This is a genomic window from Amycolatopsis sp. cmx-8-4 (genome assembly GCF_046548675.1).
In the GTDB taxonomy this organism is placed as follows: domain Bacteria; phylum Actinomycetota; class Actinomycetes; order Mycobacteriales; family Pseudonocardiaceae; genus Amycolatopsis.
The window spans coordinates 25,677-49,644 of record NZ_JAEBDZ010000017.1 but is presented as its reverse complement, the minus strand read 5'-3'; the positions used below and the strand labels follow the sequence as shown (position 1 = coordinate 49,644).

Genomic DNA, 23,968 nt, shown 5'->3' with positions numbered 1-23,968 from the left:
ACGGACGTCAGCGGGCAGGCGTCGCCGTCCCGATGATCAGCGGGTGCACCACCGAAGGCATGCCGCGCCAGCGCGCCGTGCTCAGGTCCTCGATGCCGAACCGCTGCTTGACGAGCGCGACGGTGTCGCGGTCGCACCGGCAGCCCTGCGCGAACGCCGCCCACGGCCCCGCCAGGCGCGTCTGCCGCCGCGCCGCCTTCGGGTCCTCGGCGCGCACGTGCTCGAGGAAAAGCAGCCGGCCCCCGGGCCGCAGCACCCGCACGAGCTCGGCCAGCACCCGGTCGACGTCGGGCACCGTGCAGAGGACCAGTGTCGACACGACCGTGTCGACACTGGCGTCCGCCATCGGCAGCGCGTCGGCAGCAGCCCGCACCGGCCGCATCCCGGCGCGGCCGCGCACACGCTTCTCGAGCCGCCGGTACATCGCCGGGACGGGCTCGCTCAGCACGACCTCCGCCGCCGGCGGGTAGTGCCGGACGTTGAGCCCGGTCCCCGCCCCGATCTCGACCACCTGTCCCCGCGCCCGCCGCAGCAGCTCCGCGCGCCGGCCGGCCAGGCCCAGCCGCTCCCCCCGGCGCAGGAACGGGTCGTACAGCGCCGCCCCGAACCGTTCCCCGAGCCCGTCCCGTGTCCCCACGTCGTCCCCTCCGGCCATCGTTCCTCCTCCGCACCACTTGATGCGACGCAGCACATCAGCCGCCGCCCGCCCACCGCATCACCCGCTCGTGCCATTCCGGGTGCTGGCCGGAACGGGCCACGCCGGCTCGTGGACCGGCCTAAGCTGGGGAAATGCCGGAGCAAGACCAAGCCGTGCGGTTCACCGCTGCGGGCGAGCGCCCGGTCGCCTGGGCCACCACCGGCGCGGGCCCGCCCCTCGTCGTCGGCGGCTGGTGGTGCGGGCACCTCGAGCTGGACTGGCGGAACCCGCTGTTCCGGCGGTTCGGTGGGCTGCTCGGCGACCACTTCACGCTCGTGCGCTACGACCGGCCCGGCGTCGGCATGTCCGACCCCGCCGGGCCGCTGGTCACCTCGCTCGCCGACGAAGTGGCCGCGCTGAGCGCCGTCGTCGACGCGGCCGGGGCGAAGGTGAGCCTGTTCGGCGGCTCGTCCGGGGGCTGCGCCGCCATGGCGTACGCGGCGGCCCACCCGGACCGCGTGGAGCGGCTCGTCCTGTACGGCAGCTACGCCCGCGGCACCGAGATCGCCACGGCGGACGCGCGGGACGCCCTGCTGGCGCTCGTCGGCCGGCATTGGGGCGTGGGCTCGCGGGTCTTCGCCGACCTGTTCCTGCCGACCGCGACCCCGGCGGAACGCGACGAGTTCGTCCGTTTCCAGCGCGCCGGCCTGACGGCGGAGAAGGCGGAGCGCTCGCTCGCGGCGGTGTACGCGTTCGACGTCCGGGACCGGCTGGGCACGATCGCGGTCCCGACCCTCGTCCTGCACCGCCGCGACGACCGCGCGATCCCGTTCGCTCTGGGCCAGGACGTCGCCGCCCGCATCCCGGGCGCCACGTTCGTCCCGCTCGACGGCACCGACCACCTGCCCTGGCGCGGGGACGTGGAAGCGCTGGTCCGCCCGGTGCGGGAGTTCCTCGGCGCCGGCCGGCGCGCCCGCCGGGCCGGCTCGCCGCGTCACGAGCTCTCCGAACGCGAACTCGACGTGCTGCGCCTGGTCGCGCAGGGGTTGAGCGACCAGGAGATCGCCCGCCGGCTCGGGATCAGCGCCCACACGGCGCACCGCCACGTGTCGAACATCCGCGGCAAGCTGGGCGTGACGTCCCGAGCGGCGGCCGCCGCGCACGCCGCCACCGCCGGACTGCTCTGACCTGCGCCGGGCGCCACCGGGTTTGAGCCGGCCGCTCTCGTGGTACTGCCACGAGATCATCGTTGTCCCGCTTTGGAGGGTGCTCGTGCAGATCCAGGTCAACACCGACCACAACGTCCACGGTGGCGAAGGACTGGCCACCTTCGTGACCACCGACCTGGAGACCAGCCTCTCCCGGTTCGACGGCTGGTTGACCCGGGTGGAGGTGCACCTCAGCGAGGACGGCGGCGGCAAGCCGGAAGACAAGAAGTGCGTGATCGAGGCCCGGCCCGGCGGCAAGCAGCCGGTCGCGGTCACCCACCACGCCACCACCGTGGACGACGCGTACGCCGGGGCGGCGCACAAACTGGGAAAGGTGCTGGACTCCCGGTACACCAAGGCGCACGACCACAAGGGCGGCGAAAGCATCCGGCACATGCCCGCTCCCGACGACCTCGAGCAGGTCGGCACGATCGAAGACGCGCCGCGGGACTGAACACCTTCCCACGCGGCCGGTGGCGATCACGCTGGTCACCTTCACCGAGGCGCCGCCAACCACGTCCGGACACGAACAGGGGCTGGCTGCCCGGACCTGGTGTCGCGGTCCGAGGTTCGTTGACGGGGCCGGGTAATGCGCCCCAATGTGGCGTTGGGTGCGTTGGACGCACCGAACGCCACATTGGGTGCGTTGAACGCACCCAACGCCACATTGGGGCGTTTGGGGGCCGGGACGCTCCCGACGCGACTCGCGACACTGGTCGGCGGCGTGATCAAGCCAGAACGGTCTTGTCGCGGTGTCAGGTCGGTAAGTGTCCACTGTAGACGCGCGCGCAGGTCGGCGGCGGCTTGGTCGAGGCGGACTAGTTGACGACGAACTTGTGCGAAGTGTCCCGGTTGTTGATGTTGAGTGACTGCCCGACGCTCAGGGCGAAGTGAGTGTCGGCGAAGTAGAGGAAGATGGTGTGGCCGGTGGTGTTGTTCTTCGCCGAGGCGGCGTCGTTCCAAACACACTTGCCCTTGCCGAGGCCGGCGCCCTTGAACTCGTAGCAGGTCGGCTGGGTACGCCCGTAGTCGGCGACGGAGCCGTTGAAGTCGGACACCGAGCCGGTCTCGCCGTTCCCGTAGTACAAGCAGAACTCACCCGGCTCGCAGTGACCGTTGCGAGGCGTCGATACCGCCGAGGCGGTGGTGGCCATCGCCATCACCATGGCGATGGTTCCGCCGATGGCCAACGCCGTCCGGACGAGAGATTTCCCGATGGTGCCCATGCCGATTCCCTTTCCCGGTCCGGTCGATGACGTGGCATCTCCTGCGCGCCACGGCACTGACCGTCTTGCGACGATGTCCGCGGTCCGGACACCCGCACGGTCACGTTTCATGAGGCTGAACCGTTGAGGCGGTGAAGCCTGCTTCACCCGATCGGACGCTGTCTTCCTGCCGCGACTTGCTGTGCGTGACCCTGAGCTGAGCGCCCGCGTCGAGCCGGTCCGCCTTTCCCCATGGTCCGGTCGCCGGTACCGGTACGCCCGGAGGGCCCAATCTCGTTGCCGTTTCTTCGGCAAATCCGGCGCCTCTCCCAGATGCTGAACGGCCGCTTCCCTCTCTTGGCAGCGGCGACAGCGCCGTGCGAGTATCGATCCGTCGCACCCGCCGGCCACCCGGCCCAGACGCATTTGTTGCTGTCACACCCTTTCCCTGAATGATCGGTGACGTCCTCGTCGCCTTCGGCAAGGACGTCCACCATGATCGAAAGCGCTTTCTCACGCCGGATGCTGCTGCGTGGCACCGGCGGGATCGGCCTCGCCGCCCTGCTCGCCGCGTGCGGCGTGGACGCCGGGAACACCGCCGGGCCTGCCGGCGGCCCGCCGAAATCCGGTGGCACGCTGCGGGTCGGCACTCCGGCGCCGCCGACCGCCGTCGATCCCGTGACGATGTACGACGGCTCGGCGATCGCGATCGTGCAGCTCGTCGCGGACTACCTGATCTGGCTGGAGAACGACTTCAGCCTGACGCCGCGGCTGGCCGAGAAGTGGGCCGCGGAGGACGGCAACAAGCGGTGGGTCTTCACCCTGCGCGCGGGCGTCACCTTCTCCGACGGCACGCCACTGGACGCCACCGCGGTGAAGGCGTCGTTCGACCGGCTGCTCGACCCGGCCCAGGACTCCGCCGCACTGGCCGCGTTCAAGTCCGTGCTCAGCGCGGGCGGAGTATCCACAAGGGACGCTTCGACGGTCGTGTTCACGCTGGACCGGGCGTTCTCCGACTTCCCGTTCCTGGTGTCGGCGGGCAACTACAACGCCGTGATCCTCAAGCCGGACTACGCGGGCGCGTTCACCGACCACGCGATCGGCACCGGCCCGTTCCTGCTCGGCGGCTACGACCCGTCCACCGGCGCCACCTTCACCCGGAACCCGAAGTACTGGCAGCCCGGGAAACCGTACCTCGACGGCGTGGAGATCAAGTTCTACGCCGACGCCCAGGCCGAGCAGCTCGCACTGGGCAGCGGCGAGATCGACGCGCTGGTCATCACCGACCCGTCGATCATCCAGGAGACCGGCGACGTCGTGCTCGACAAGGTCCCCGGCACCGCGATGACCGCGCTGACCCTGCGGGTGGACCAGGCGCCGTTCGACCGCAAGGAAGTCCGCCAGGCGATCGCCTACGCCCTCGACCGGCCCGCGCTCAACGAGGTGGTCGACGCGGGCATCGCCCAGCTGGGCAACGACCACCTGTACGCCCCGCTGTTCGCGGCCGGTCCGAAGGACATCCCGCAGCGGGCGAAGGTCCCCGCGAAGGTCAAGGAGCTGCTCGCCGCGGCCGGCGTCGGGACGCTCAGCTTCCCGCTGTCGTTCGACCCGCCGAGCAAGAACTTCGCGCTGGCGGTGCAGGACCAGCTCCGCCAGGCCGGCATCGACGTCACCCTCGACCAGCAGACGTCGAAGGCGTTCTACGGCGGCGACCAGGCCAAGGACACGCCGTGGCTGTTCACGCCGGCCAACCTCGTCGGCTGGGCCGGGCGCCCGGCGCCGAGCCAGTTCGTGCGGCCCATGGTCACCTCCGACGGCGTGTGGAACGGCTCGAAGTACCGCAATCCGCGGCTCGACGCGGCGCTCGTCGCCTACGACGGCGCCACGACCGACGACGAGCGCAAGCGGCAGGCGAAGATCATCGCCGACGTCCTGCACGAGGACGTCCCGGTGGTGCTCGCCCTGTGGAACGGCGCCGTCCGGGCCTACAACAAGACCCGCTTCACCGGGATCAAGGCACACCCGTCGTCCTTTGTGGACTTCAGCGCGGTGTCCCGAGCGTGACGGGGCTGCTGCTGCGCCGCGCCGTCGCCATCCCGGTGACGCTGTTCGTGGTGTCCCTGCTGGTGTTCCTCGCCACCGAGATCCTGCCCGGCGACGCGGCGCGGACGGTGCTGGGCCGCGAGGCGAGCGAGGCTTCGGTGGCCCGGCTGCGCGGGTCGCTCGGGCTCGACCAGCCGTTGTCCGACCGGTTCCTGCGGTGGGCGGGGAACTTCGTCCGCGGCGACTGGGGTACGTCGCTCACGCTGCACGTCCCGGTGCGCGACCTGGTGTTCGACCGGCTCGGCAGCTCCCTGCTGCTGGCGGGGTTCGCGTTCGTGCTGCTCGTGCCGGTCGCGCTGGCCGCCGGGGTGCTCAGCGGCCTGCACCACGACCGGCCGCTGGACTGGGTGCTGAGCGGGCTGGGCCTGGTGTTCGGCGCGATCCCGGAGTTCGTCACCGGTGTGGTGCTGCTCGTCGTGTTCGCGGTGAACGTCCGCTGGTTCCCCGCGTCCGCGCAGACGCCGTCCGGCGCGAGCCTGGTGCTGCGGCTGGAGCACCTGGTGCTGCCCGCGCTGTCGCTGGTGCTGCTGTGCACCGGCTACGTCGCCCGGCATGTCCGCGCCGGCACCGTGTCCGTGGTGGACAGCACCTACGTGCGGGCGGCCGAGCTGCGCGGGTCGACGCGGTGGCAGGTCGTCCGGCGGCACGTGCTGCGCAACGCGACCGTGCCCGCGGTCAGCGCGCTCGGCGTGCAGGCCCAGTTCCTGCTCGGTGGCCTCGTCGCGGTGGAACTGCTGTTCAACTACCCGGGGGCGGGCGCGCTGCTGCTGACGTCGGCGCTGGACAAGGACCTGCCCACCCTGCAGGCCACCGCGGTGGTGCTGGGCCTGTGCTACGTGCTGATCATGACCGCGGTCGACCTCGCCTACCGGCTGCTCGACCCCCGGATCCGCCGCGGGGTGGCCGCGTGAGCGCCCTCCGGCAGGCGACGCCCCCGGTCGCGCTCGTCACCGCCGTCGCGCTCCCGCCGGGCCGGCGTCGCAAGCGGGTCCCGATCGTGCTCGCGCTCGGGCTCCTCCTCGTGCTCGGCTGGGTCGTCGTCGCCGTGTTCTGGCCGCAGCTGGCGCCGCAGGACCCGCAGCTGCAGCACCCGGCGCACCGGCTGGCCGCCCCGGGCGGGGCGAGCCTGCTCGGCACCGACCAGTTCGGCCGCGACACCTTCTCCCGGGTGCTGGCCGGTGCCCGGCCGGTGCTGCGGATCGCCCCGGTCGCCACGCTGCTCGCCGTCCTCGCCGGGACCGCGATCGGCCTGCTCGCCGGCACCTACGGCCGCTGGGTCGACGGCGTGATCATGCGCGTGCTGGACGCCGTGCTGGTGTTCCCGTCGATCATCGCGAGCGTCCTGTTCGTCGCCCTGCTGGGGCATTCCGCCTCGGTGCTGGTGCTCGTCATCGGCATCTCGTTCGTCCCGATCGTCGCCCGGAGCGTGCGTGCGGCCACGCTGGTGGAGCGGGCCAAGCCTTACGTCGACGCGGCCCGGCTGCGCGGTGAGCCGGGCTGGTCGCTGATGCTGCGCGAGATCCTGCCCAACGTCGCCCGGACCGTGCTGGTCGAGGCGACGTCCCGGCTCGGCGACGCGGTGTTCGCCGTGGCGACCCTCGCTTTCCTCGGCCTGGGCCAGGAACCCGGTTCGCCGGACTGGGGCACCTCGGTCTCCGACAACCGCGCGTGGCTGCCGACCGCGCCGTGGACCGTGCTGGCCCCGGCGCTGGCCATCGCCTCCCTCGTCGTCGGCGTGGCGCTGGTCGCCGACGACCTGCGCGCCCGGTTCGAGGCGGCATGAGCGCCGGGCTGGTCGTCGAGAACCTCGGGGTCGCCTACCGGACGGCGGTGGGCGAGGTGCGCGCGGTGGACGACGTGTCCCTGACCGTCGCGAAAGGGCGGATGCTGGGCATCGTCGGGGAGTCCGGGTCCGGCAAGACCACCATCGCCCGCGCGCTCGGCGGGCACTTCCCGGCCGGTGGCCGGATCGTGTCGGGGCGGATCACGGCGGGCGGGGTCGACGTGCTCGGGCTGTCCCGCCGTGACCTGCGGACCTGGCGTCGCCGGGACCTGGCGTTCGTGCACCAGGAGGCCGGCGGCGCGCTGGACCCGACCATGCGGGTGGGTGCCCAGCTGGCCGAAGCGCTGGCGCTGCAGGACGTTCCCCGCCCCGGCCGGCGGGAACGGGCGGCCGGGTTGCTGGAGCGCGTGCGGCTGCCCGCGTCGGTGGCGCGGCGCTACCCGCACGAGCTGTCCGGCGGGCAGCAGCAGCGGGTGGTCATCGCCGCCGCCCTCGCGAAGCAGCCGAAGCTGCTGGTGCTGGACGAGCCGACGACGGGGCTGGACGCGTCCGTCGAGTGGGAGATCCTCACCCTGCTCGACCGGCTGCGCCGCGAGCTGTCCGTGACGGTCGTCCTGATCAGCCACGACCTCGACCTGGTCGGCCGGCTCTGCGACGACATCGCCGTGCTCTACGCCGGCCGCGGCAGCGAGTTCGGCCCCGCCGACGCCGTCCTGCGCGGGCCCGCGCACCCGTACACCGCCGCGTTGCTGGCGTGCGCGCCCGAGGTGGGTGTCCCCCGCTCGGTCCGGCGGCTCGCCGCGATCCCCGGCGCGCCGGCCACGGCCGCCGACGGCTTCCGGGGCTGCCGCTTCGCCACGCGCTGCGCGTTCGCCGACGACCTGTGCCGCACCACCGAACCCGGCGCCACGGAGTTCGCGCCGGGCCGGACGGTGCGCTGCCACCACGCCGAGCGGCTCGCCCCACTCCCAGTCCGCCCGGACGCGTCTTTCACCAGGAAAGTGCCGCCTCCGGACCCCCTGGACGCATCTTTCCCTACGAAAGTGACGTCCTCGGGCGGGCCGGACGGGAGCCGGCTCGGAGTGGACGGCCTCACCGCCGGCTACGGCGGCCGGCCCGTGGTCCGCGACGTGACGTTCGAGATCCGCCCGGCCGAGGTCTTCGGCCTGGTCGGCGAGTCCGGCAGCGGCAAGACCACGCTCGCACGGACGATCGCCGGGCTGGGACCGGGCGGGGGCGCCGGCACGATGACGTTGTCCGGCGCGGACCTGCCCGCGTCGCTCGGCCGGCGCCGGTCCGGGCTCCGGCGGCGGGTCCAGATGGTGTTCCAGCAGCCGGAAAGCACCCTGAACCCGGCCCAGCGCGTCGGCACCGTCCTGCGCCGCGCGATCCGGACGCTCGGGGGCACCGGCACCGCGCGGGAGCTCGCCGAGCGCGTCCAGCTCGGCCCGGATCTGCTCGCCGCCCGGACGACCGCGCTGTCGGGCGGGCAGCAGCAGCGGGTGGCCATCGCCCGCGCCTTCGCCGGCCGGCCGGACCTGGTGATCTGTGACGAGCCGGTGTCCGCGCTCGACGTCAGCGTGCAGGCCGGGGTGCTGGAACTGCTGGCGCGGCAACGGGAAACCACCGACACGGCGGTCCTGTTCATCTCGCACGACCTCGCCGTGGTCGGCTACCTCGCCGACCGCGTCGGCGTGCTCTACCGCGGCCGCCTGGTGGAGACCGGCCGCACCGCCGACGTCCTCGCCGGGCCGCACCACCCCTACACGGACCTGCTCGTCACCGCCGCCCACCGCGCCGAGGTCACCGAAGCGCCGCGGCGCGCGGACGCCGGCGCCGGGTGCGTGTTCGCCGCGGGCTGCCCGCACCACCTGGGGCCGCTCTGCGACGACGAGCCACCGCCGGCCCGCGACCTCGGGGATGGCCACGACGTCCGCTGCCACCTGCCCGCCGACCGCCTGCCCCAGTCCCGTCCGCTCGCCGCCGAGAAGGAGCCTCGATGACCGACACCCGGATCCAGCCCGAAAACGAGTTCGCCGAGGTCGCCGCCGAGGCGCCCGCGCAGGTGGTGCACCGGCGCTGGGTCACCGTGACGGCCGGGATCAACGTCAGCGGCGTGCTCTGGGGCGCCGGGCCGGCGGCGCTGGTGCTCCTGCCCGCCCCGGGCACCGACGCCCGGTCCCTCGACCGCGTCGCCCTGGCGCTCGGCGAGCCGGTGGTGGTCATCGACCCGCCGGGCACCGGCCGCTCCGGCGGCAGCGCGGGCACCCCCAAACGGGCCGCCAGGGACGTCGTCGAGGCCGTGGCGTCGTTCGCGCCCCGCGCCCGGGTGATCGCCGGCATCGGCGCCGGCGGCGTCATCGCGCTCGCGGTGGCGCTCCGGCGCGCGGAGCTGGGCACCGTCGTGCTCGCCGGCACCGAGCCCGGCGACGACGTCACCGCGCTGCGCGAGCAGCTGCCCGGCACCACGATCACCGAACTCGCCGCCCCCGGGGATCCCGGCGCGTTCGCCGCCGCCCTCACCACCGTCCGGAAGGGAAACTGAGATGAGCGCACCGGAAATCACCCTGATCGACGTCGCCGCGGCCGAAGCGGGCAACACCGCCGAACTGGCCCGGCTGCGCACCGCCGGGACCGAGCTGGGCATCATCCAGGTCGTCAACCACGGCGTCCCGCAGGACCTCGTGGACGACTTCCACAACCGGGTCGCCGCGCTGCTCGCGCTGCCCCGCGCCGAGAAGATCGGGCTGGCCAGCCCGACCGGGCACCCGTACCGCGGCTGGCGGCAGTGGCCGGACGACTTCGGCCGCCTCGAGCTCGAGCGCTTCAGCATCGGCCGGTACGACAGCCCCGCCGACGCCGAGGCGGCCGGACTGCCCGCCGAGTACACCGGCGAGTTCGCCCACCCGAACGTGTGGCCCCAGCAGGACCCCGGCTTCCGCGACGTCACCCTCGCCTACCACGACGCCGCCACCGGCCTTGCCGGCCGCGTGCTCCGGCTCTACGCCCGCGCCCTCGAGGTCGACCCGGACGTCTTCCCGGTGGCCGCGACCCCGCACCACACCACCTTCACCGTCAACAACTACCCGACGTGGACCCACGACGATTCGTCCACAGAGGACGGAGAGAAGCTGTTGCTGCTGGAGCACGCGGACGGGTCCGCGCTGACCGTGCTGCACCAGCGCGGCGACTACGAGGGCCTGCAGGGCCAGCAGGTCGACGGGACCTGGCTGCCCGTCCCGATCGTACCCGGCGCGCTGCAGGTGTTCACCGGGTCGCTGCTGTCGCGGTGGACCAACGGCGTGCTGCGCGCGGGCCGCCACCGCGTCGTCGCCGGCGGCACGGTGACCCGGCTGTCCAGCGGCGTGTTCTGGCACCCCCGGGTGGACACGGTCGTCGAGCCGCTGGCGCCGTTCGTCGTCGGCGACGAGGAGCCGGAGTACGACCCGTTCCTGCTCTGGGACTCGGTCAAGTCCGGCGTCGAGGAGTACCTCTCGGTGTTCGGGCGGCCCGAGCAGGTCGCCGCCTGGCGCGAAGGCCGGCCCTACGTGGCGGCCGTGACCGAATGAGCGACCTCGCGGCATCCCGGCGCCACCCGGTTCCGGCGGGCGAGCTGACCTACGAACCGGGCGAGCGCCGGGTGCGCGGGGTGATCGGCGAGACGACGGTCGTCGACAGCACGCACCCGGTGCTGGTCTGGGAGCCGGGCCGGCCGGTGCCGCTGTACGCGTTCCCGGCCGGCGACGTCCGGACCGACCTGCTCACCCCGCGTGCGGCCGGGCGCGACCGGCCGGGCGTGCGCACCTGGTACGACCTGACCCTCGACGTGCGGCGGTTCCCCGCGCTCGCCTGGGACTACGACGTTTCCGGGGAAGTGCCCGAGCTGGCCGGGCACCTCGCGCTCGACTGGTTCGGCCGCACCTCGCCCGGCGTCGAGCACTGGTACGAAGAGGAAGAGGAGAACTTCGTCCACCCCCGCGACCCGTACAAGCGCGTCGACGCCCTGCCCGGCTCGCGGTGGGTGCGCGTCTCGATCGGCGACGTGCTCGTCGCCGAGACCCGGCGGCCGGTCCTGCTGTTCGAGACGCGCCTGCCGATCCGCTACTACATCCCGCCCGAGGACGTCCACTTCGACCGCTTGACGCCGGTTCCGCTGCAGACGTCGTGCCCGTACAAGGGCACCGCCCGCTATTGGTCCACTCCGGACGCGCCGAACGCGGCGTGGGCCTACCCGGCCCCGATCCCGGCCGCCGGGCCGATCAAGGACCACGTCGCGTTCTACAACGAGATCGTCGACATCGAGGTGGACGGCGAGCTGCTCGAACGGCCGGTGACGCCGTTCACCAGCCGCCTCGTAGCCGGGTGAGCCCGGGGTCGCGTTCGACCGCTCGTAGCTGTCGTAGCTGTCCGGCTCGATCGCCTGGAACCCCTTGCCCGCACAGGAGTCGACGATCCCGTTGATCTGCGCGGCCACCCGGGAGCGCTTGTCGGCCGTGCGGAGGTCGAGCAACGCCTCGTGCCAGTCCGGGTCGACGACCTTGTCAGGGTTGCGCGTCACATCGACTCCATTGGGGATGGTCTAATCATTCACGGCCGAATGGAGAAAATGATCGATTGACCGCACAGCACATCCGGTCCACCCGATATCGACGGCCCGTCCGGTGCCGCGATCGGCGGCCTCGGCCCACTCCCGAGGACAGCTTGTAGCGGACAGCCCTCCTCCCGCGACTTGCTGTGCGTGACCCTGAACCCCGCGATCGAGAACCACGCCGCCGTCATCACCGTCCGCCCGGACCGGGAGCCCGGCTCCCTGTGGCGCTGGCTGGGCGACGACCCGGACGCCCACGCGCTGCTGACCGGCTTCGGCGGCCCCTCCGACGACGAACAGCAGGGTACCTTCGAGGTGATCAACACGGTCGTCGCCAACGGGTTGGCGCTGTCCAGCCTCGTCGTGGCGGTCGCGGGCTGGCGGGCCCAGCGCCGAGCGGTGCCGCCCACCGTGACACTGGAACGAGACGGAGTCGTCGTCGACGTCACCGGTGCCTCGGCCGAGGAGATCGCCGCCATCGCCCGCGCGCTGAGGATTCCCGAGGACGACGAACCCGCCTGAGGCCATGGACTCCCTCGCCGACACCGGGCGCTCCCGAGCCGTGATCGTCGGCACCGGGCGCTACCGCTGCCTGCCGCACCTGCCGTCCGTCACCCGCGGCGCGGCCCAGCTCGCCACCGCCCTGACCGACCCGCGGCTGTGGGGGCTGCCGGCCGCGCACTGCCGCGTGCTGGCCGATCCGCCCTCCGCCACGACCGTGCTCGACGCCGTCCGCGCGGCCGCCGCCGAAGCCACCGACCTGTTCGTCCTCCACCTCGCCGGCCACGGCTTCGTCGACCCCGACTCCGACGAGCTCCACCTCGCCCTGACCGGCACCGACCCCGACCGGCCCTGGACCGCGCTCCCCTACCGCTGGCTGCGCCACGCCATGCAGCACCCCACCATCCGCTCCCGCCGCAAGGTCGTCCTCCTCGACTGCTGCTACAGCGGCATCGCCCTCGGCGGCTCGCTCGCCGGCCCCGCGGCCCTGGGCGATCGGGTCGCCATCAGCGGCACCTGCGTGCTCACGGCCACCGCCGAAACCAGGACCGCCCTCGCGCCGCGCGGCGAGCCGTTCACCGCCTTCACCGGCGCCCTGCTCCACACCTTGAGCACTGGCGTGCCGGACGGCCCCGCCCTCCTGGACGTCGAGACGATCTACCACCACCTGCGCGCGGAACTCGACGCCCGCAACCGGCCGATCCCCCAGCTGCGCAGCCGCAACGCCGGCCACCGCATCGTCCTCGTCCGCAACACGGCGGCCACCGCGGCGCGGCCGCCGGCCGTGGCCCTGGCCGTGCCTCGGCGACGCTGGCCCGCCGCGGTGGCGGCCGCGGCCGTGCTGCTCACCAGCGCCGACACGCTGCCGCCGCCGACGCCGGACCAGCCGGTCAACGCCGTGCTGGCCTGCGCCAACCCCGCACCACCGCCGTCACCGGCCGCCGTCGACGGCGAAACCACACCCGCCGTCACCCAGGCGCGCGCGAACCGGCAGGCCCACGGTCGGATCGTCGTCGGGATCGTGTCCGGCCGGCCGGGTCACACCGAACGCTGCGCCGACGGGAGCCTGCGCGGCTTCGACGTCGCCATCGGCGAAATCATCGCCGCCGACCTCGGCTACCCACCCGGCCGGATCTCCTGGACCGAACTCCCGGTCGCGGCCAGGGTCTCGGCCCTGCAACAACACGAGGTCGACTTCGTCGCCGGGAGCATGGCGATCTCCACCGAGCGGAAACGCCGCATCGCCTTCGCGGGCCCTTACGAGATCAGCGCTCAGACCCTGCTCGTCCTCGCCGGGGACACGGCGATCAACGATCCCGAAGACCTCCGCACGGGCGGCAAAACCCTGTGCGCGGTCGCCGGCAGCACCGGGTTGGAAGGGGTGAAACCCTACCTCGGCGACGCCGGGCAGATCGTCACCCGGACCTCGGTCGACGAGTGCCTCAGGCTGCTGCTGCGCCACCAGGTCGAGGCCGTGACCGGCGACCGGTCACTGCTGGTCGCCTACGACAAGGCGCTGGCCGGACGCACCCGTCTCCTCAACACCAGCTTCGGCGACACGGCCTACGGGATCGCGGTCGCCATCGACGATCCGACGCTCAGGCAGGCGATCCACGACATTCTGGCGCACAGCTACCGCGACGGCCGCTACGCCCGAGCCTGGAAGGACTCCCTCGGCCGCCTGATCCCCGAAATCAACACCGGTCCGCAGCTCACGGAATGACACCGGACGTGGCAGTCCACATCGGACTCACGGGGGACCGCTCGTGCCGTCATCCGAGCATCCGCATCCCCGCGAAGAACACGACCAGCAGGGCACCGACGCCGAACCCGACGAGCAGCGCGCCGCCGATGGCCGGGCGGAGCCGCACGCCGGCGTAGGCCAGCCCCAAGGCGAGCATCAACCACGCGCCCACCAACGGGAAACCCGTCATCATGCCCGCGGTGAGCAGTGAAACGCCCTTGGCGCCCCCGGCGACCACCAGCGCGTAACCGGCGATCACCAGCCAGTGCAGTGGACGGACTCCGGCCGGCTTGGCGACCATCGTGCGCCAGGAATGCTGGTGGGTCATGACATACCCTCCTGATTCGGTGATACGTCGAGCGTCCCACGTCACGGCGCCGATGATCCTTACCTGAGCGTTACGGCCCGGCCGACTGTCCACTGTGCACAACGGTCAGCGCGGGTCGATCAGCTCGAGGACGCCGTCGGCCGTGCCGGTGACGAACAGCCGCCCCGTCGACGAATCCACGCTGACCGTGTTCGGCTGCCGGACCGTCGGCAGCCGCATGACCTCCGTCGGCGTACCCGAGGAGAGGTCGATGCCGACCACCTCGTTGCGCGCGGTCAGCGTCACCCACATCCGGTCGCGCACGGCGTCGTAGGCGATCCCGTACGGCGTTCCCGGCAGCGCCAGCTTCCCGATCTGCTCGAGCCGCGGGGTGAGCTGGTAGAGCAGCACGGCGTTGCCGCGGGTGTCGGCGACGGCGAGGTGACCGCGCTTGTCGGCGAGGACGTGCGTGGGCCCTGCGCCGGCGGGCACGCGCCCGACCTGCCGCAACGCCCCCGCGTCGTAGACGGTGAGGTCGTTCTGCCGGACGTCGACCAGCCCGACGAGGTCGCCGACCGCGGCGAGCCCGGCGGGCTGGGTGACGTCGGGAAAGGTGTGCACGACGTGCCCGTCGCGGACGACGACGACGCTCTTGCCCAGCTCATTGGCCACGAAGTACGAGCCGTTGGCGGCCCGGGTGGCGTCGTGCGGGACCACCCCGGTCACCACCGTCGTGGTCACCTCACCACCGGGCAGGGCGATGGTCAGCAGGGAGTTGGACGTCTCGTCGGGCACCAGCACCGGCCCACCGGGCGCGGCCAGCTGGAGGTGCCGCAGCCAGCCGGGCAGCGGCACCCGTTTCACCACCTGGCCGGTCCGCGCGTCGACGAGGGCGAGCGCGTTCGGCTCGCGGACACCGACCGCGACCAGGTGGGTGCGCGCGTCGGCCACGACCCCTTCGGGGGCCGCGCCGATCGGCAGGACCTGGCCGGCCGGGGGCCGGGCCACCCCGGGAGCGGCGGCGGGTTCGGCGGCCGGCGGCAGCTCGGCGGGCTTGTCCGCGACCGGACTCGAGCAGCCGGCGAGGAGGACGGCGGCCAGGCACCACGGAGCGAAACGCACCGGTAACCCCTTTCGACGAAGGCCGCCCACGTTAGGCACCCCGCGCTGGTCAGGTGGGCCGGTGCCGCGTTCGGTAAGGAGGCCGTAAGGTCGGAGCCGATCCGGCTCGACGACCGTGGCTCATCGACGCGGGCGAGGGCCGGCAGTGGCCACGATGGACTCCTCGGGAGCGGCGGGGTCCGCAGCACGTCGAGGCCGGGCACGGAACCCGCCTCCGAGCGATCTGTCGCGATCGGACAAGGCGCGCCCGGTCCGGTGACTGTCCGTTCCGGAACGTCCTGTTTCGACCGAGTCGTCCACCTGGGATCCGCCGCACAGCCGCGCCCGCCGTCCACACCGGACGCGACCGTCCGGGCCACACCCGCCCTGGTCCAGGCCCACTCCGGCGCACTCGACCACCGGGAGTTCCTGACGTTTCAGATTCACGATCTTCGTCCTACACTGGGTGAACAGCTCCTACGAACGGACCAGTGAGTCTAGACCGAAGGCCAAAAAAGTGACGTGTGTCATCCTCCCGAGTATTGACCCCACCCGTTGTGAGCAAGCTGTCACCGCCTCTACAGTGGCCCGCGTGACTCCCCGAGAATGAGTCACGCACTCCCATCGGATTCGGTCCCCGAACCGTCAATTTCTTCAAGGAGCAAGCCTTGCTTGGAAACGCCATGAGCGGTGGCCGGGTTCGCACTCGCCGCGCCGCGCTCGGGCTCGCCCTCATCGCCGTCGCCGCCACCGCCCTCTCCGGGTGCAGCTCGCTCGGCTCGGACAGCTCGAACGCCTCGTCGACTGGGGGCGGCGGTCTGGAGAAGACCAAGATCAAGGTCGCGATCTTGCCCACCGTCGACACCGCTCCGCTGTGGCTCGCCCAGGACAACGGCTACTTCAAGGCCGAGGGCCTCGAGGTCGAAGCCGTTGTGGCCGCGAGTGGCCAGGCGGCCATGACGAAGGCGATTTCCGGCGAAACCGACATCGCGATCTCGAGCTACTTCCCGTTCTTCGTCGCGAAGAGCACGGGTGCGGCCGACCTGCAGTTCGTCTCGGACGCGACGTCGATCAGCCCGAAGTCCGTCTCGATCGTCACGGTCCCGAACTCGCCGGTGAAGTCGATCAACGACCTCGAGGGCAAGAAGATCGCGATGACCGCCAAGAACACGGCGAGCGACCTGCTGGCCAAGTCCCAGATGAAGGACCACGGCGTCGACATCACCAAGGTGAACTGGGTCCAGATGCCGTTCCCGAACGTCGCGGCGGCCCTGCAGCAGGGTCAGGTCGACGCGGCCTTGCTGCCCGAGCCGTTCCTCTCGCAGGCCGCCAAGTCCGCGGGCGCGATCCCGGTGGTCGACGTCAACACCGGCGCCACCCAGGACTTCCCGCTTTCGGGATACGCCTCGACCCGGAAGTGGGTGCAGGCGAACCCGAAGACCCTGGCCGCCTTCCAGCGCGCGATGGCGAAGGCCACCAGTGACACGACCAACGACCGGTCCAAGGTCGAGCCGATCCTGGTCAAGTACGCCAAGATCGACGAAGGCACGGCGAAGCTGCTCAACCTGCCCGCCTTCGTCGCCAAGCTGGACGCCCGGCGCCTCCAGCGCGTGCCCGACCTGATGCTCCAGATGGGCGCGATCACGACCGCCGTGGACGCCGCCTCGATGATCGCCCCGCAGGTGACCAGCTGAGGTAGCAACCGCTTCCGCGGACTCACCGGCCTGGCCGGCTTCCCCTGCTCTGGGAGGAAGCCGGCCAGGCCGCTTTGCGTAGCAGGAGCCACGCTCCACACAGGAACGCCCGCCTTCCGCAGCCGGTATGTGCTGCGGAAGACGGGCGTTCTGGCGGAACCGAGGGACTCAGCGGCGACGCCGGTGCGTCAGTACGGCGACTTCTCCGCCGAGGTGACGCGGATGTGCACCAGCGTCGGGCGCGAGTCGGCGAACGCCGCCGTCAGGCCGGGAACCAGGCCGGACGGCTCCGAGATCGTCACACCCTGGCAGCCCATGCTCGACGCCAGTGCGGCGAAGTCGATGCCGCCCAGCACGGTGCCCGGCAGCTTCCCGCCACCGATCGAGTCGCCGAAGATGCGGACCGCCGCGTACTCGGTGTTGTCCAGGATCAGGATCGTCACCGGCAGCTCCTGACGCGCGGCCGTCCAGAGCGCCTGGATGCCGTACATGCTCGAGCCGTCACCGACCACACCGATCACCTTTCGGTCCGGCCGGGCGAGCGCCGCGCCGACCACACCCGGGACGCCGTAGCCGAGCGTGCCGCTGGCGACCGTCAGGAAGCCCGTGTCGGTCGCGGTGATCGGCAGGTGGTCGTGCATCACCCCGCGGTGGCTGGGGGCCTCCTCGACGACGATCGCGTTGTCCGGCAACAGGTCCGTGAGCGTCGAGTAGACGAACTCGCCGGTCAGCTTCTCGCTGCTCGGCTTCGCGGGCCGCTCCAACGGCGCGGGCGCGGGCCGGCTCGTCTCGCCGACGGCGTCGACGAGCGCGCGGATGCCGAGCTTCGGCGTGGCGCGGATGCCGGTGCCTTCGAAGGCCCGCGCCAGGATCTGCTCGTCGTCGCTGACGATGAACAGCGACGGCAGCGGAGCCTCCCCGCGACCGCGGTCGACGTGGTAGGTGAAAGCGGGTGCGCCGAGCACGACGACGAGGTCGTGCGCGGCCAGCTTGTCCGAGATCGCGCCGCGCTCGGGGTCCAGGAACCCTTGGAACAGCGGGTGGTTCTCGGGGAACGAGCACCGGGACGACATCGGCGCGACCCACACGCCGGCCCGGACGCGCTCGGCGAGGGCGACGGTCTCCTCGACGGCACCGTCCTGGTCGACGGCCCCGCCGACGACGATGGCGGGCCGTTCGGCGGCCTCCAGCGCGGCGGCGAGTTCGGCGACGGCTTCGGGATCCGGTGCGAAGCCACGGATCCGCGACCGGCTGATCATCGGGCGTTCGGTGGTGGCGGTCCAGTCGTCGGCCGGGACGGACACGAAGACCGGACCGGACGGCGCCTGCGTCGCGACGTGGTAGGCCCGCGCCAGTGCGGCCGGGACGTCCTCGGCCGTCGCGGGTTCGATCGACCACTTCACGTACGGCTTCGGGAATTCGGGGGCGTCCATCGCGCCGAGGAAGGGATCGTGCGGCAGCAGCGAGCGGCTCTGCTGCCCGGCGACGATGATCAGCGGCGTCCGGTTCTTGTAGGCGGTGTAAAGGCTGCCGAGACCGTGCCCGACGCCGCCGGCGGAGTGCAGGTTGACGAGCACGGCTTTGCGGGCCGCTTGGGAATAGGCCTCGGCCATCGCCACGACGGCGGATTCCTGTAGCCCGAGGATGTAGTCGAAGTCGTCCGGCCAGTCGGTCAGGAACGGGACCTCGGTGGTGCCGGGGTTCCCGAACACCGTGGTGAGGCCGAGTTCGCGGAGGAGTTCACGGGTGGCGTCGAGGACCGTGCGCTTGATCATGCCCACAGACTAACGCTTAGCTTCGCGAAGGAAACCCCCAAAGGGCCGCCCGGTACCGCGCTGGGCCGCGTGTTTGCGTTATCACTGACGGCAATCGGAGACGTGCTCTTCGTGCACGCCGGTCGGGGCGGGGTCGTGGTCGAGACCACTCCCCCGGCCACCGAAGGGATGGGTTCGCTCAGCCCCGGCGGCCGCGCGCGCCGACGGTCATCCAGCTGTAGTCCACAAAGGACGGATCCTCGTACACCGCGTACGCCTCGTCGAGCACCTCCCGGGTGACCAGCCCGGTGGCGAGCGCGTGCTCCTCGACGAGCTTCGTCGTGCCCTTGAGCCAGCCCGCCAGCGGCTGCCCGCCCCGCGCCGGCAGGACCACGCCCTCCGCGGCGCACTCGAGCAGGCCGGCCGCCTCCAGCGCGACCGGCAGGGTGCGGCCCCACTCCGGGGCGGTACCGACCCGGTCCGCCATGACCCGCGCGAGCGCCGCCATGGTCTGGCGGGTCGCCGGGTGCGAGGACAGCTCGGGCAGCGTGACACCGATCTCGATGAGCAGCCACCCACCGGGCTTGAGCCACGACGACAACCGCTTGATCACGGCGTCGCGCGCGGGCAGGTGCTCCAGCACGAACCGGGTGTGGATGACGTCGAACTCCCCGGGCGCGTCGTCCGTGGTGACGTCGTGGTGCAGCACGGTCACCCCGCGGTCGGCGAGCGGGCCGAGGAACGCGAGGCTGAGGTCCGTCGCCACCACGTTCTCCGGGCCGGCCAGGTCGGCCATCCTGTCGGCCACCGAACCCGCTCCGGCGCCGACCTCCAGGCACCGCCACCCCCGCCGCACCCCGAGGCTTTCGAGCTGCCGGAAGCTGAACGGGTCGAAGCTCTTCTCCAGCAGGCCGAGCCGGCGGCGCTCGGCCTCCGCCTGGGTGTCGACGAAGTTGTTCCAGCCGATGGTCTGTGACATCCGGTGTTTCCTCATTCGATCAGATCGGGCGACGCCGCATCGTACGGCTCGCCGCGTCGCGTCCGACAGGCCCGAACTCCCCTTTTTTCGGCGCCCTCGAACAAAGCCGGCCTGCCGAACGCGCCGGCGATCGCAAAAGCCGTCGTCGCGGTCCGCCGTCGACGCTCCGAATTGGACCGACTGGCGTAATCACCGCCGCCGGACGTGACGGGCATCACTGCCCGGCCGGCTACCGCACTATCCACGCCGGACCGGCGACCGGGAAAGCGCCGCGGCGATCCAAGGCGCGGGAGCCGGTTCCGGAACTTGGGACCAGCCGCCGCCGATCACTGTCACAGGCAGTCACAAACTCGCGCGGCGCGCGATGTGGATAGTCACTTTTCGCAATACTGTCAAATCATTGGTGAATCCGACCGCTCCTACGCTAATCGGGTTATCCACCCTGCCACGAACGGTCGCATACCATGGTCGGCGGCGCATTCGGAGCAGTTGCGCTGCGTACAGTCCGACTAGGCGAAGAGGGTCGAACACCTTCGAGTGGTATTGCTTCGGACGCGATCTCACCGTAACTTCTCCAGCGATCAGTCGGCCCTTCCCCGGTCCTGACGATCACCCCCCGTCGACGAACGCGCCGGGTCACCCTTTGTCGGTTTCATTGTCGCGTCCGAAAGAATGGATTCCAGCACGATGACGGATCTCGCGTTGCCGGTGAACGCCGCCCGAAGCAGGAGCATCGGGTTGCTGGAGGCCGCGGTCGAGCGGTGGGCGGCCGAGCGGCCCACCGCCACGGCGTGCTCCGCGCCGGACGGCGTGCTCGACTTCGCCGGCCTGGCCGAGCGGACGACGGCGATCGCCGGGGCGCTGGCGGCCGCCGGTGCGGGACCGGGCACCACCGTCGCGCTGACCACCGGACGGTCCCGGCTGGCCGTGGCGAGCCTGCTCGCCGTGTGGCGCCTCGGCGCGACGGCGGCGCCGCTGGACGAGCGGCACCCGGCCGCCCGGACCGCCGACGTGCTCGCCGACGCCGGCGTGTCGCTGATCCTCGGCCGGCGGCCGCCGGGTGCGCCGGCCGACCTGCTCGTGCTCGACCCGGAGAGCGCCCGGGGCGGCGCGTTCGCCGCGGCCGGGGGCGAGATCGCCTACCTCATCCACACTTCGGGCAGCGCGGGGCAGCCGAAGGGCGTCGAAGTCACCTACGCGGGCCTGGAAACCGCGCTGGGCGCCATGAGCACCCTCCACATCGGACCGGGCGGCCTGGGGATCAACCCGCTTTCGCCCGCGTTCGACGGCTGGCTCTGGTGCGTGCTGCTGCACCTGCTGAACGGGATCGGCACGGCGATCCTCGACCTCGCCGACGACGGCGAGCACGTCGACCTCGCCGGCCGGATCGCCGCGATCGCGCCGCGCACGGCCAGCCTCACCCCGTCGCTGCTGGCCTCCTGCGCCGACGCGCTCGCCGGGGCCGAGGTCGTGGTGGTCGCCGGGGAACGCTGCCCGCGCGGGCTGCTCGAGGTGCTGCTGGCCCGGCACCGGGTGCTGAACGTCTACGGCCCCACCGAGGCCACGATCGCCGCGACCTGCGCCGACAGCGCCCGCGGCGACGACGTCACGACCATCGGGCGCCCGCTGCCCGGCTACCTGGCCCGGGTGCTCGACGACGGCCTGCGACCGGTGCCCGCGGGCACCCGCGGCGAGCTGTGCCTCGGCGGCCCCGCGCTCGCCCGGGGCTACCGTGGCGACCCCGACCTCACCGCGCGCCGGTTCGTCACCGTGGACGGCGAACGGCTGTTCCGCACCGGTGACGAGGTCCTCGCCCGCCCGGACGGGCAGCTCGAGTTCCTCGGCCGGCTCGACACCCAGGTCAAGGTGCGCGGGTTCCGGATCGAGCTCGGCGAGCTCGAGCGGGTCGTCGAGCAGCTGCCGGCCGTGCTCGCGGCCACGGCGTTCGTGCGGACCGCGGGCGGCACCCTCGGTGTCGCCGCCGTGCTCGCCGACGGGCACGACCCGGTCGCCGGCGCCCTGCTCGTGCGCGAGCACTGCCGGACGTTCCTGCCCGAGCACCTGCTGCCGTCCACAGTGGACTTCGTACCCGCGTTGCCCTACACCGACCGCGGCAAGGTCGACCGGGACGCGCTCGCGGTGGCCGCCGACGCGGCGCGCCCCGCGGGCCGGGCGCCGGCCACCGCCCGCGAACACGAGGTCTGCGCCGTCTTCGCCGAGGTGCTCGACCAGCCGGTGGCCGACGTGGCCGCCGACTTCTTCGAGCTCGGCGGCCACTCGCTGCTCGCCGCCCGGATGGTGGCCACGCTGCGCAAGCGGACCGGGCTGCGGGCGTCGATCCCGTTGCTGCTGGGCAACCCCAACCCGGCCGCGCTGGCCCGGGAGCTGGACCTGCTCGCGGCGGTGTCCGCGTGAGCGCCTGGGTGGTGCCGTGGCACCCCTCCCCCGCCGGCCGCCCGACCCTGGTCTGCGCGCCGCCCGGCGGCTCCGGCTGCAACCGCTTCCGCGGCTGGCAGGCCCGGCTCGGGCTGGCCGTCTCGGTGGTCGGCGTGCAGCTTCCCGGGCGGGAGAACCGGTTCGCCGAAGAGCATCCGGCGACCTTCGCCGACGCCGTCGCCGCCGTCGCCGCGGACCTCGCCGAGCTCCGGGCGGGCGCGCCGCTCGTCATCGTCGGCGAGAGCTTCGGCGGCCTGCTCGCCTACGAGCTCGCGCGGGCGGTGGGGCCGGACGCGCTCGTGCTCGCCGCGACCGAGCCGCCGGGCAACCGGTCGGCCGCCGAGCACCTGGTCATCGACGAGCAGATCCTGCGCGACCTGTTCGTCTCCGGCCCGCCCGAGCTCCGCGATCTCGACGAGGACAGCCAGGAGTTCCTGCTCGACGTGCTGCGCCGGGACGACAAGCTCGCCGACACCCACGTGCTCGCCGAGAAGTTCCAGGTGGACTGCCCGATCCACGCCTGGTCCGGCGACCTGGACGAGGTCGTGCCGGGACACCTGCTCGACGGCTGGGCCGGCTACAGCACCGCCGGCACCACCCGGCGCGCCTTCGCCGGGAGCCACACCTTCCTGACCGACCTCGCCGACGAAACCGTGCCCGCGCTGGGGAGCCTGCTGTGCTGATGGACCTGACCGACGACCTGAGCTTCGCCGGCACCGAATTCTGGCCGCACTTCGCGTGGCTGCGCGAACACGACCCGGTGAGCCGGCACCCCGACGCCCACGGCGGATTCTGGGTGGTCAGCCGGTACGCCGACGTGCTGTCGGTCTACCGCGACGCGGCCGGGTTCAGCTCCCGGCACGGGATGCGGCTGGGCACCAACCAGACCGCGGTGGACGCCGTGACCGGGCAGATGCTGATCGTCTCCGACCAGCCGGACCACGCGCAGCTGAAGACCGTGCTGGCCAAGGGTTTCTCGCCCGCCGCGATCCCGCACGCGGAGGACCTGGTGCGCACCGTGGTGCGTGGCCTGCTCGACGACGCCGTCGCCGCGGGCGAGGTGGACGTCGTGGAGACCGCGCGCCGGCTGCCGACCCGCGTGGTGTGCGCGCTGATGGGCGTGCCGCGTGAGGAGTGGGACTGGCTCGGCGGCACGATGAACGACGCCTTCGAGGGCGAGGACGAACAGAGCCGGCTCGCCGCGCACGCCGAGATCTTCCTGTACTTCTCGGAACTGGTGCTCGACCGCCGGGAGCACCCGGGCGACGACTTCGTCAGCCGCATCGCCGCCGACCGGCGGTCCACGGCGGACGGCACGAAGCGGCCGCTGACCGACACCGAGATCGTGGTGAACTGCAACGGTGTCCTCGCGGGCGGCAACGAGACCACGCGCTACTCCGCGGCCGGCGCCGTCCTCGCCCTGATCGAGCACCCGGACCAGTGGGCCGCGCTGCGTGCCGACCCCGGGCTGCTGCCGAGCGCGGTCGAGGAGGTCCTGCGCTGGACCACCCCCGGCGTGCACGTGCTGCGCACCGCGACCGCGCCCACCACGATCGGCGGCGTCGACATCGCCGCGGGCGACCGGGTGACCCTGTGGAACGTCTCCGCCAACCGCGACGACGCCGAGTTCGGCGACGCCGGCCGCTTCCGGGTGGACCGCACGCCCAACCGCCACCTCGCCTTCGGCGGCGGCCGCCACCAGTGCCTGGGGGCGCGCCTGGCCCGCCTGGAACTGACCGTGTTCCTGGAGGAGCTGCTGAACCGGGTGACGGCCGTGGACATCGTGGGCGAGCCCCGCTACACGGCGTCGAACTTCACCTGGGGTGTGCGCGAACTGCCGGTGCGCCTGCACTCGGCCTGACCGCCTGGTGTCGCGTCGCGAGTCCCCCAGCCGGGCCGCGACCTCCGGGAGCGTCCCGGCCCCAAAC

At 72.5% G+C, this 23,968-nt stretch carries 21 protein-coding genes and 1 pseudogene; 15 read left to right on the top strand and 7 right to left on the bottom strand.

The features are described from left to right. Positions 1-7 precede the first annotated feature (7 nt). Positions 8-655, bottom strand: coding sequence for a class I SAM-dependent methyltransferase (locus ACLJQZ_RS31055; RefSeq protein WP_410623390.1), 648 nt, complete (start codon positions 653-655; stop codon positions 8-10). Positions 656-789: 134 nt separating this feature from the next. Here ACLJQZ_RS31055 and ACLJQZ_RS31050 point away from each other — a divergent pair, with 134 nt between their 5' ends. Then, positions 790-1,824 (top strand): alpha/beta fold hydrolase, encoded by a 1,035-nt coding sequence (locus tag ACLJQZ_RS31050; RefSeq protein ID WP_410623389.1) that lies wholly within the window; start codon positions 790-792, stop codon positions 1,822-1,824. Between the two features lie 85 nt (positions 1,825-1,909). Then, positions 1,910-2,299, top strand: coding sequence for an HPF/RaiA family ribosome-associated protein (locus ACLJQZ_RS31045; protein WP_326952459.1), 390 nt, complete (start codon positions 1,910-1,912; stop codon positions 2,297-2,299). A gap of 364 nt (positions 2,300-2,663) precedes the next feature. Here the strand turns inward: ACLJQZ_RS31045 and ACLJQZ_RS31040 are convergent, their stop codons facing one another. Beyond that, positions 2,664-3,218 carry a peptidase inhibitor family I36 protein gene (locus ACLJQZ_RS31040; RefSeq protein WP_410623388.1) on the bottom strand — a complete coding sequence of 185 codons (555 nt, stop codon included), beginning with the start codon at positions 3,216-3,218 and terminating at the stop codon, positions 2,664-2,666. A gap of 327 nt (positions 3,219-3,545) precedes the next feature. Here ACLJQZ_RS31040 and ACLJQZ_RS31035 point away from each other — a divergent pair, with 327 nt between their 5' ends. From ACLJQZ_RS31035 to ACLJQZ_RS31005, 7 genes are read left to right on the top strand one after another with little or no spacing between them, the layout of a single operon-like run. After that, positions 3,546-5,114, top strand: coding sequence for an ABC transporter substrate-binding protein (locus tag ACLJQZ_RS31035; RefSeq protein ID WP_410623387.1), 1,569 nt, complete (start codon positions 3,546-3,548; stop codon positions 5,112-5,114). Further along, positions 5,111-6,064, top strand: a complete 954-nt coding sequence (locus tag ACLJQZ_RS31030) for an ABC transporter permease (RefSeq protein WP_410623386.1) — start codon at positions 5,111-5,113, stop codon at positions 6,062-6,064. The genes ACLJQZ_RS31035 and ACLJQZ_RS31030 overlap by 4 nt, the downstream gene beginning before the upstream one ends. Next, positions 6,061-6,936 carry an ABC transporter permease gene (locus tag ACLJQZ_RS31025; RefSeq protein WP_410623385.1) on the top strand — a complete coding sequence of 292 codons (876 nt, stop codon included), beginning with the start codon at positions 6,061-6,063 and terminating at the stop codon, positions 6,934-6,936. The genes ACLJQZ_RS31030 and ACLJQZ_RS31025 overlap by 4 nt, the downstream gene beginning before the upstream one ends. After that, on the top strand, positions 6,933-8,939 hold the full coding sequence (locus tag ACLJQZ_RS31020) for an ABC transporter ATP-binding protein (protein ID WP_410623384.1): 2,007 nt from the start codon (positions 6,933-6,935) through the stop codon (positions 8,937-8,939). Before ACLJQZ_RS31025 ends, ACLJQZ_RS31020 begins: the two co-directional genes overlap by 4 nt. After that, on the top strand, positions 8,936-9,481 hold the full coding sequence (locus ACLJQZ_RS31015) for an alpha/beta fold hydrolase (RefSeq protein WP_410623383.1): 546 nt from the start codon (positions 8,936-8,938) through the stop codon (positions 9,479-9,481). The genes ACLJQZ_RS31020 and ACLJQZ_RS31015 overlap by 4 nt, the downstream gene beginning before the upstream one ends. Position 9,482: 1 nt before the next feature. Beyond that, positions 9,483-10,505, top strand: a complete 1,023-nt coding sequence (locus tag ACLJQZ_RS31010; protein WP_410623382.1) for a 2OG-Fe(II) oxygenase family protein — start codon at positions 9,483-9,485, stop codon at positions 10,503-10,505. Beyond that, on the top strand, positions 10,502-11,302 hold the full coding sequence (locus ACLJQZ_RS31005) for a DUF427 domain-containing protein (RefSeq protein WP_410623381.1): 801 nt from the start codon (positions 10,502-10,504) through the stop codon (positions 11,300-11,302). The genes ACLJQZ_RS31010 and ACLJQZ_RS31005 overlap by 4 nt, the downstream gene beginning before the upstream one ends. 21 nt (positions 11,303-11,323) lie before the next feature. Here the strand turns inward: ACLJQZ_RS31005 and ACLJQZ_RS31000 are convergent. After that, a pseudogene (locus tag ACLJQZ_RS31000) lies at positions 11,324-11,494 on the bottom strand (endo alpha-1,4 polygalactosaminidase); the annotation flags it as partial. Positions 11,495-11,674: 180 nt separating this feature from the next. On the opposite strand from ACLJQZ_RS31000, the gene ACLJQZ_RS30995 reads away from it, so the two are divergent. After that, positions 11,675-12,046: an effector-associated constant component EACC1 gene (locus tag ACLJQZ_RS30995; RefSeq protein ID WP_410623380.1), complete on the top strand. Its 372-nt coding sequence runs from the start codon at positions 11,675-11,677 to the stop codon at positions 12,044-12,046. A gap of 4 nt (positions 12,047-12,050) precedes the next feature. Further along, on the top strand, positions 12,051-13,748 hold the full coding sequence (locus ACLJQZ_RS30990) for a caspase, EACC1-associated type (RefSeq protein ID WP_410623379.1): 1,698 nt from the start codon (positions 12,051-12,053) through the stop codon (positions 13,746-13,748). Between the two features lie 49 nt (positions 13,749-13,797). Here the strand turns inward: ACLJQZ_RS30990 and ACLJQZ_RS30985 are convergent, their stop codons facing one another. Together ACLJQZ_RS30985 and ACLJQZ_RS30980 are read right to left on the bottom strand one after the other, a co-directional pair. Continuing rightward, a complete protein-coding gene (locus ACLJQZ_RS30985; RefSeq protein ID WP_410623378.1) occupies positions 13,798-14,097 on the bottom strand; it encodes a hypothetical protein in 300 nt (99 codons plus the stop codon). Between the two features lie 105 nt (positions 14,098-14,202). Continuing rightward, positions 14,203-15,198, bottom strand: a complete 996-nt coding sequence (locus tag ACLJQZ_RS30980; protein ID WP_410623377.1) for a YncE family protein — start codon at positions 15,196-15,198, stop codon at positions 14,203-14,205. Positions 15,199-15,860: 662 nt separating this feature from the next. Between ACLJQZ_RS30980 and ACLJQZ_RS30975 the strand changes: the two genes are divergently transcribed. After that, positions 15,861-16,871 (top strand): ABC transporter substrate-binding protein, encoded by a 1,011-nt coding sequence (locus tag ACLJQZ_RS30975; RefSeq protein WP_326951569.1) that lies wholly within the window; start codon positions 15,861-15,863, stop codon positions 16,869-16,871. Between the two features lie 188 nt (positions 16,872-17,059). On the opposite strand, the gene mdlC is transcribed toward ACLJQZ_RS30975, so the two are convergent. Both mdlC and ACLJQZ_RS30965 read right to left on the bottom strand, forming a co-directional pair. After that, the gene (gene mdlC / locus ACLJQZ_RS30970) at positions 17,060-18,646 is read right to left on the bottom strand and encodes a benzoylformate decarboxylase (RefSeq protein WP_410623376.1); all 1,587 of its coding nucleotides are present in this window, start codon (positions 18,644-18,646) and stop codon (positions 17,060-17,062) included. Positions 18,647-18,824: 178 nt separating this feature from the next. Beyond that, positions 18,825-19,604: a class I SAM-dependent methyltransferase gene (locus tag ACLJQZ_RS30965; RefSeq protein WP_410623375.1), complete on the bottom strand. Its 780-nt coding sequence runs from the start codon at positions 19,602-19,604 to the stop codon at positions 18,825-18,827. A 687-nt stretch (positions 19,605-20,291) separates the two neighbouring features. On the opposite strand from ACLJQZ_RS30965, the gene ACLJQZ_RS30960 reads away from it, so the two are divergent. From ACLJQZ_RS30960 to ACLJQZ_RS30950, 3 genes are read left to right on the top strand one after another with little or no spacing between them, the layout of a single operon-like run. Then, complete coding sequence (locus ACLJQZ_RS30960; RefSeq protein WP_410623374.1) at positions 20,292-22,019, top strand: non-ribosomal peptide synthetase; 1,728 nt, start codon at positions 20,292-20,294, stop codon at positions 22,017-22,019. Then, positions 22,016-22,723: a thioesterase II family protein gene (locus ACLJQZ_RS30955; RefSeq protein ID WP_410623373.1), complete on the top strand. Its 708-nt coding sequence runs from the start codon at positions 22,016-22,018 to the stop codon at positions 22,721-22,723. Before ACLJQZ_RS30960 ends, ACLJQZ_RS30955 begins: the two co-directional genes overlap by 4 nt. Beyond that, positions 22,723-23,901 (top strand): cytochrome P450, encoded by a 1,179-nt coding sequence (locus tag ACLJQZ_RS30950; RefSeq protein WP_410623538.1) that lies wholly within the window; start codon positions 22,723-22,725, stop codon positions 23,899-23,901. Before ACLJQZ_RS30955 ends, ACLJQZ_RS30950 begins: the two co-directional genes overlap by 1 nt. Positions 23,902-23,968: the final 67 nt, after the last annotated feature.

Bases quoted from the DNA above. Each gene is read 5' to 3' on its own strand.
- ACLJQZ_RS31055 (WP_410623390.1), bottom strand. From the start codon at position 655: ATGGCCGGAGGGGACGACGTGGGGACACGGGACGGGCTCGGGGAACGG.
- ACLJQZ_RS31050 (WP_410623389.1), top strand. From the start codon at position 790: ATGCCGGAGCAAGACCAAGCCGTGCGGTTCACCGCTGCGGGCGAGCGC.
- ACLJQZ_RS31035 (WP_410623387.1), top strand. From the start codon at position 3,546: ATGATCGAAAGCGCTTTCTCACGCCGGATGCTGCTGCGTGGCACCGGC.
- ACLJQZ_RS31020 (WP_410623384.1), top strand. From the start codon at position 6,933: ATGAGCGCCGGGCTGGTCGTCGAGAACCTCGGGGTCGCCTACCGGACG.
- ACLJQZ_RS31015 (WP_410623383.1), top strand. From the start codon at position 8,936: ATGACCGACACCCGGATCCAGCCCGAAAACGAGTTCGCCGAGGTCGCC.
- ACLJQZ_RS31010 (WP_410623382.1), top strand. From the start codon at position 9,483: ATGAGCGCACCGGAAATCACCCTGATCGACGTCGCCGCGGCCGAAGCG.
- ACLJQZ_RS31005 (WP_410623381.1), top strand. From the start codon at position 10,502: ATGAGCGACCTCGCGGCATCCCGGCGCCACCCGGTTCCGGCGGGCGAG.
- ACLJQZ_RS30990 (WP_410623379.1), top strand. From the start codon at position 12,051: ATGGACTCCCTCGCCGACACCGGGCGCTCCCGAGCCGTGATCGTCGGC.
- ACLJQZ_RS30985 (WP_410623378.1), bottom strand. From the start codon at position 14,097: ATGACCCACCAGCATTCCTGGCGCACGATGGTCGCCAAGCCGGCCGGA.
- ACLJQZ_RS30975 (WP_326951569.1), top strand. From the start codon at position 15,861: ATGAGCGGTGGCCGGGTTCGCACTCGCCGCGCCGCGCTCGGGCTCGCC.
- mdlC (WP_410623376.1), bottom strand. From the start codon at position 18,646: ATGATCAAGCGCACGGTCCTCGACGCCACCCGTGAACTCCTCCGCGAA.
- ACLJQZ_RS30965 (WP_410623375.1), bottom strand. From the start codon at position 19,604: ATGTCACAGACCATCGGCTGGAACAACTTCGTCGACACCCAGGCGGAG.
- ACLJQZ_RS30960 (WP_410623374.1), top strand. From the start codon at position 20,292: ATGACGGATCTCGCGTTGCCGGTGAACGCCGCCCGAAGCAGGAGCATC.
- ACLJQZ_RS30950 (WP_410623538.1), top strand. From the start codon at position 22,723: ATGGACCTGACCGACGACCTGAGCTTCGCCGGCACCGAATTCTGGCCG.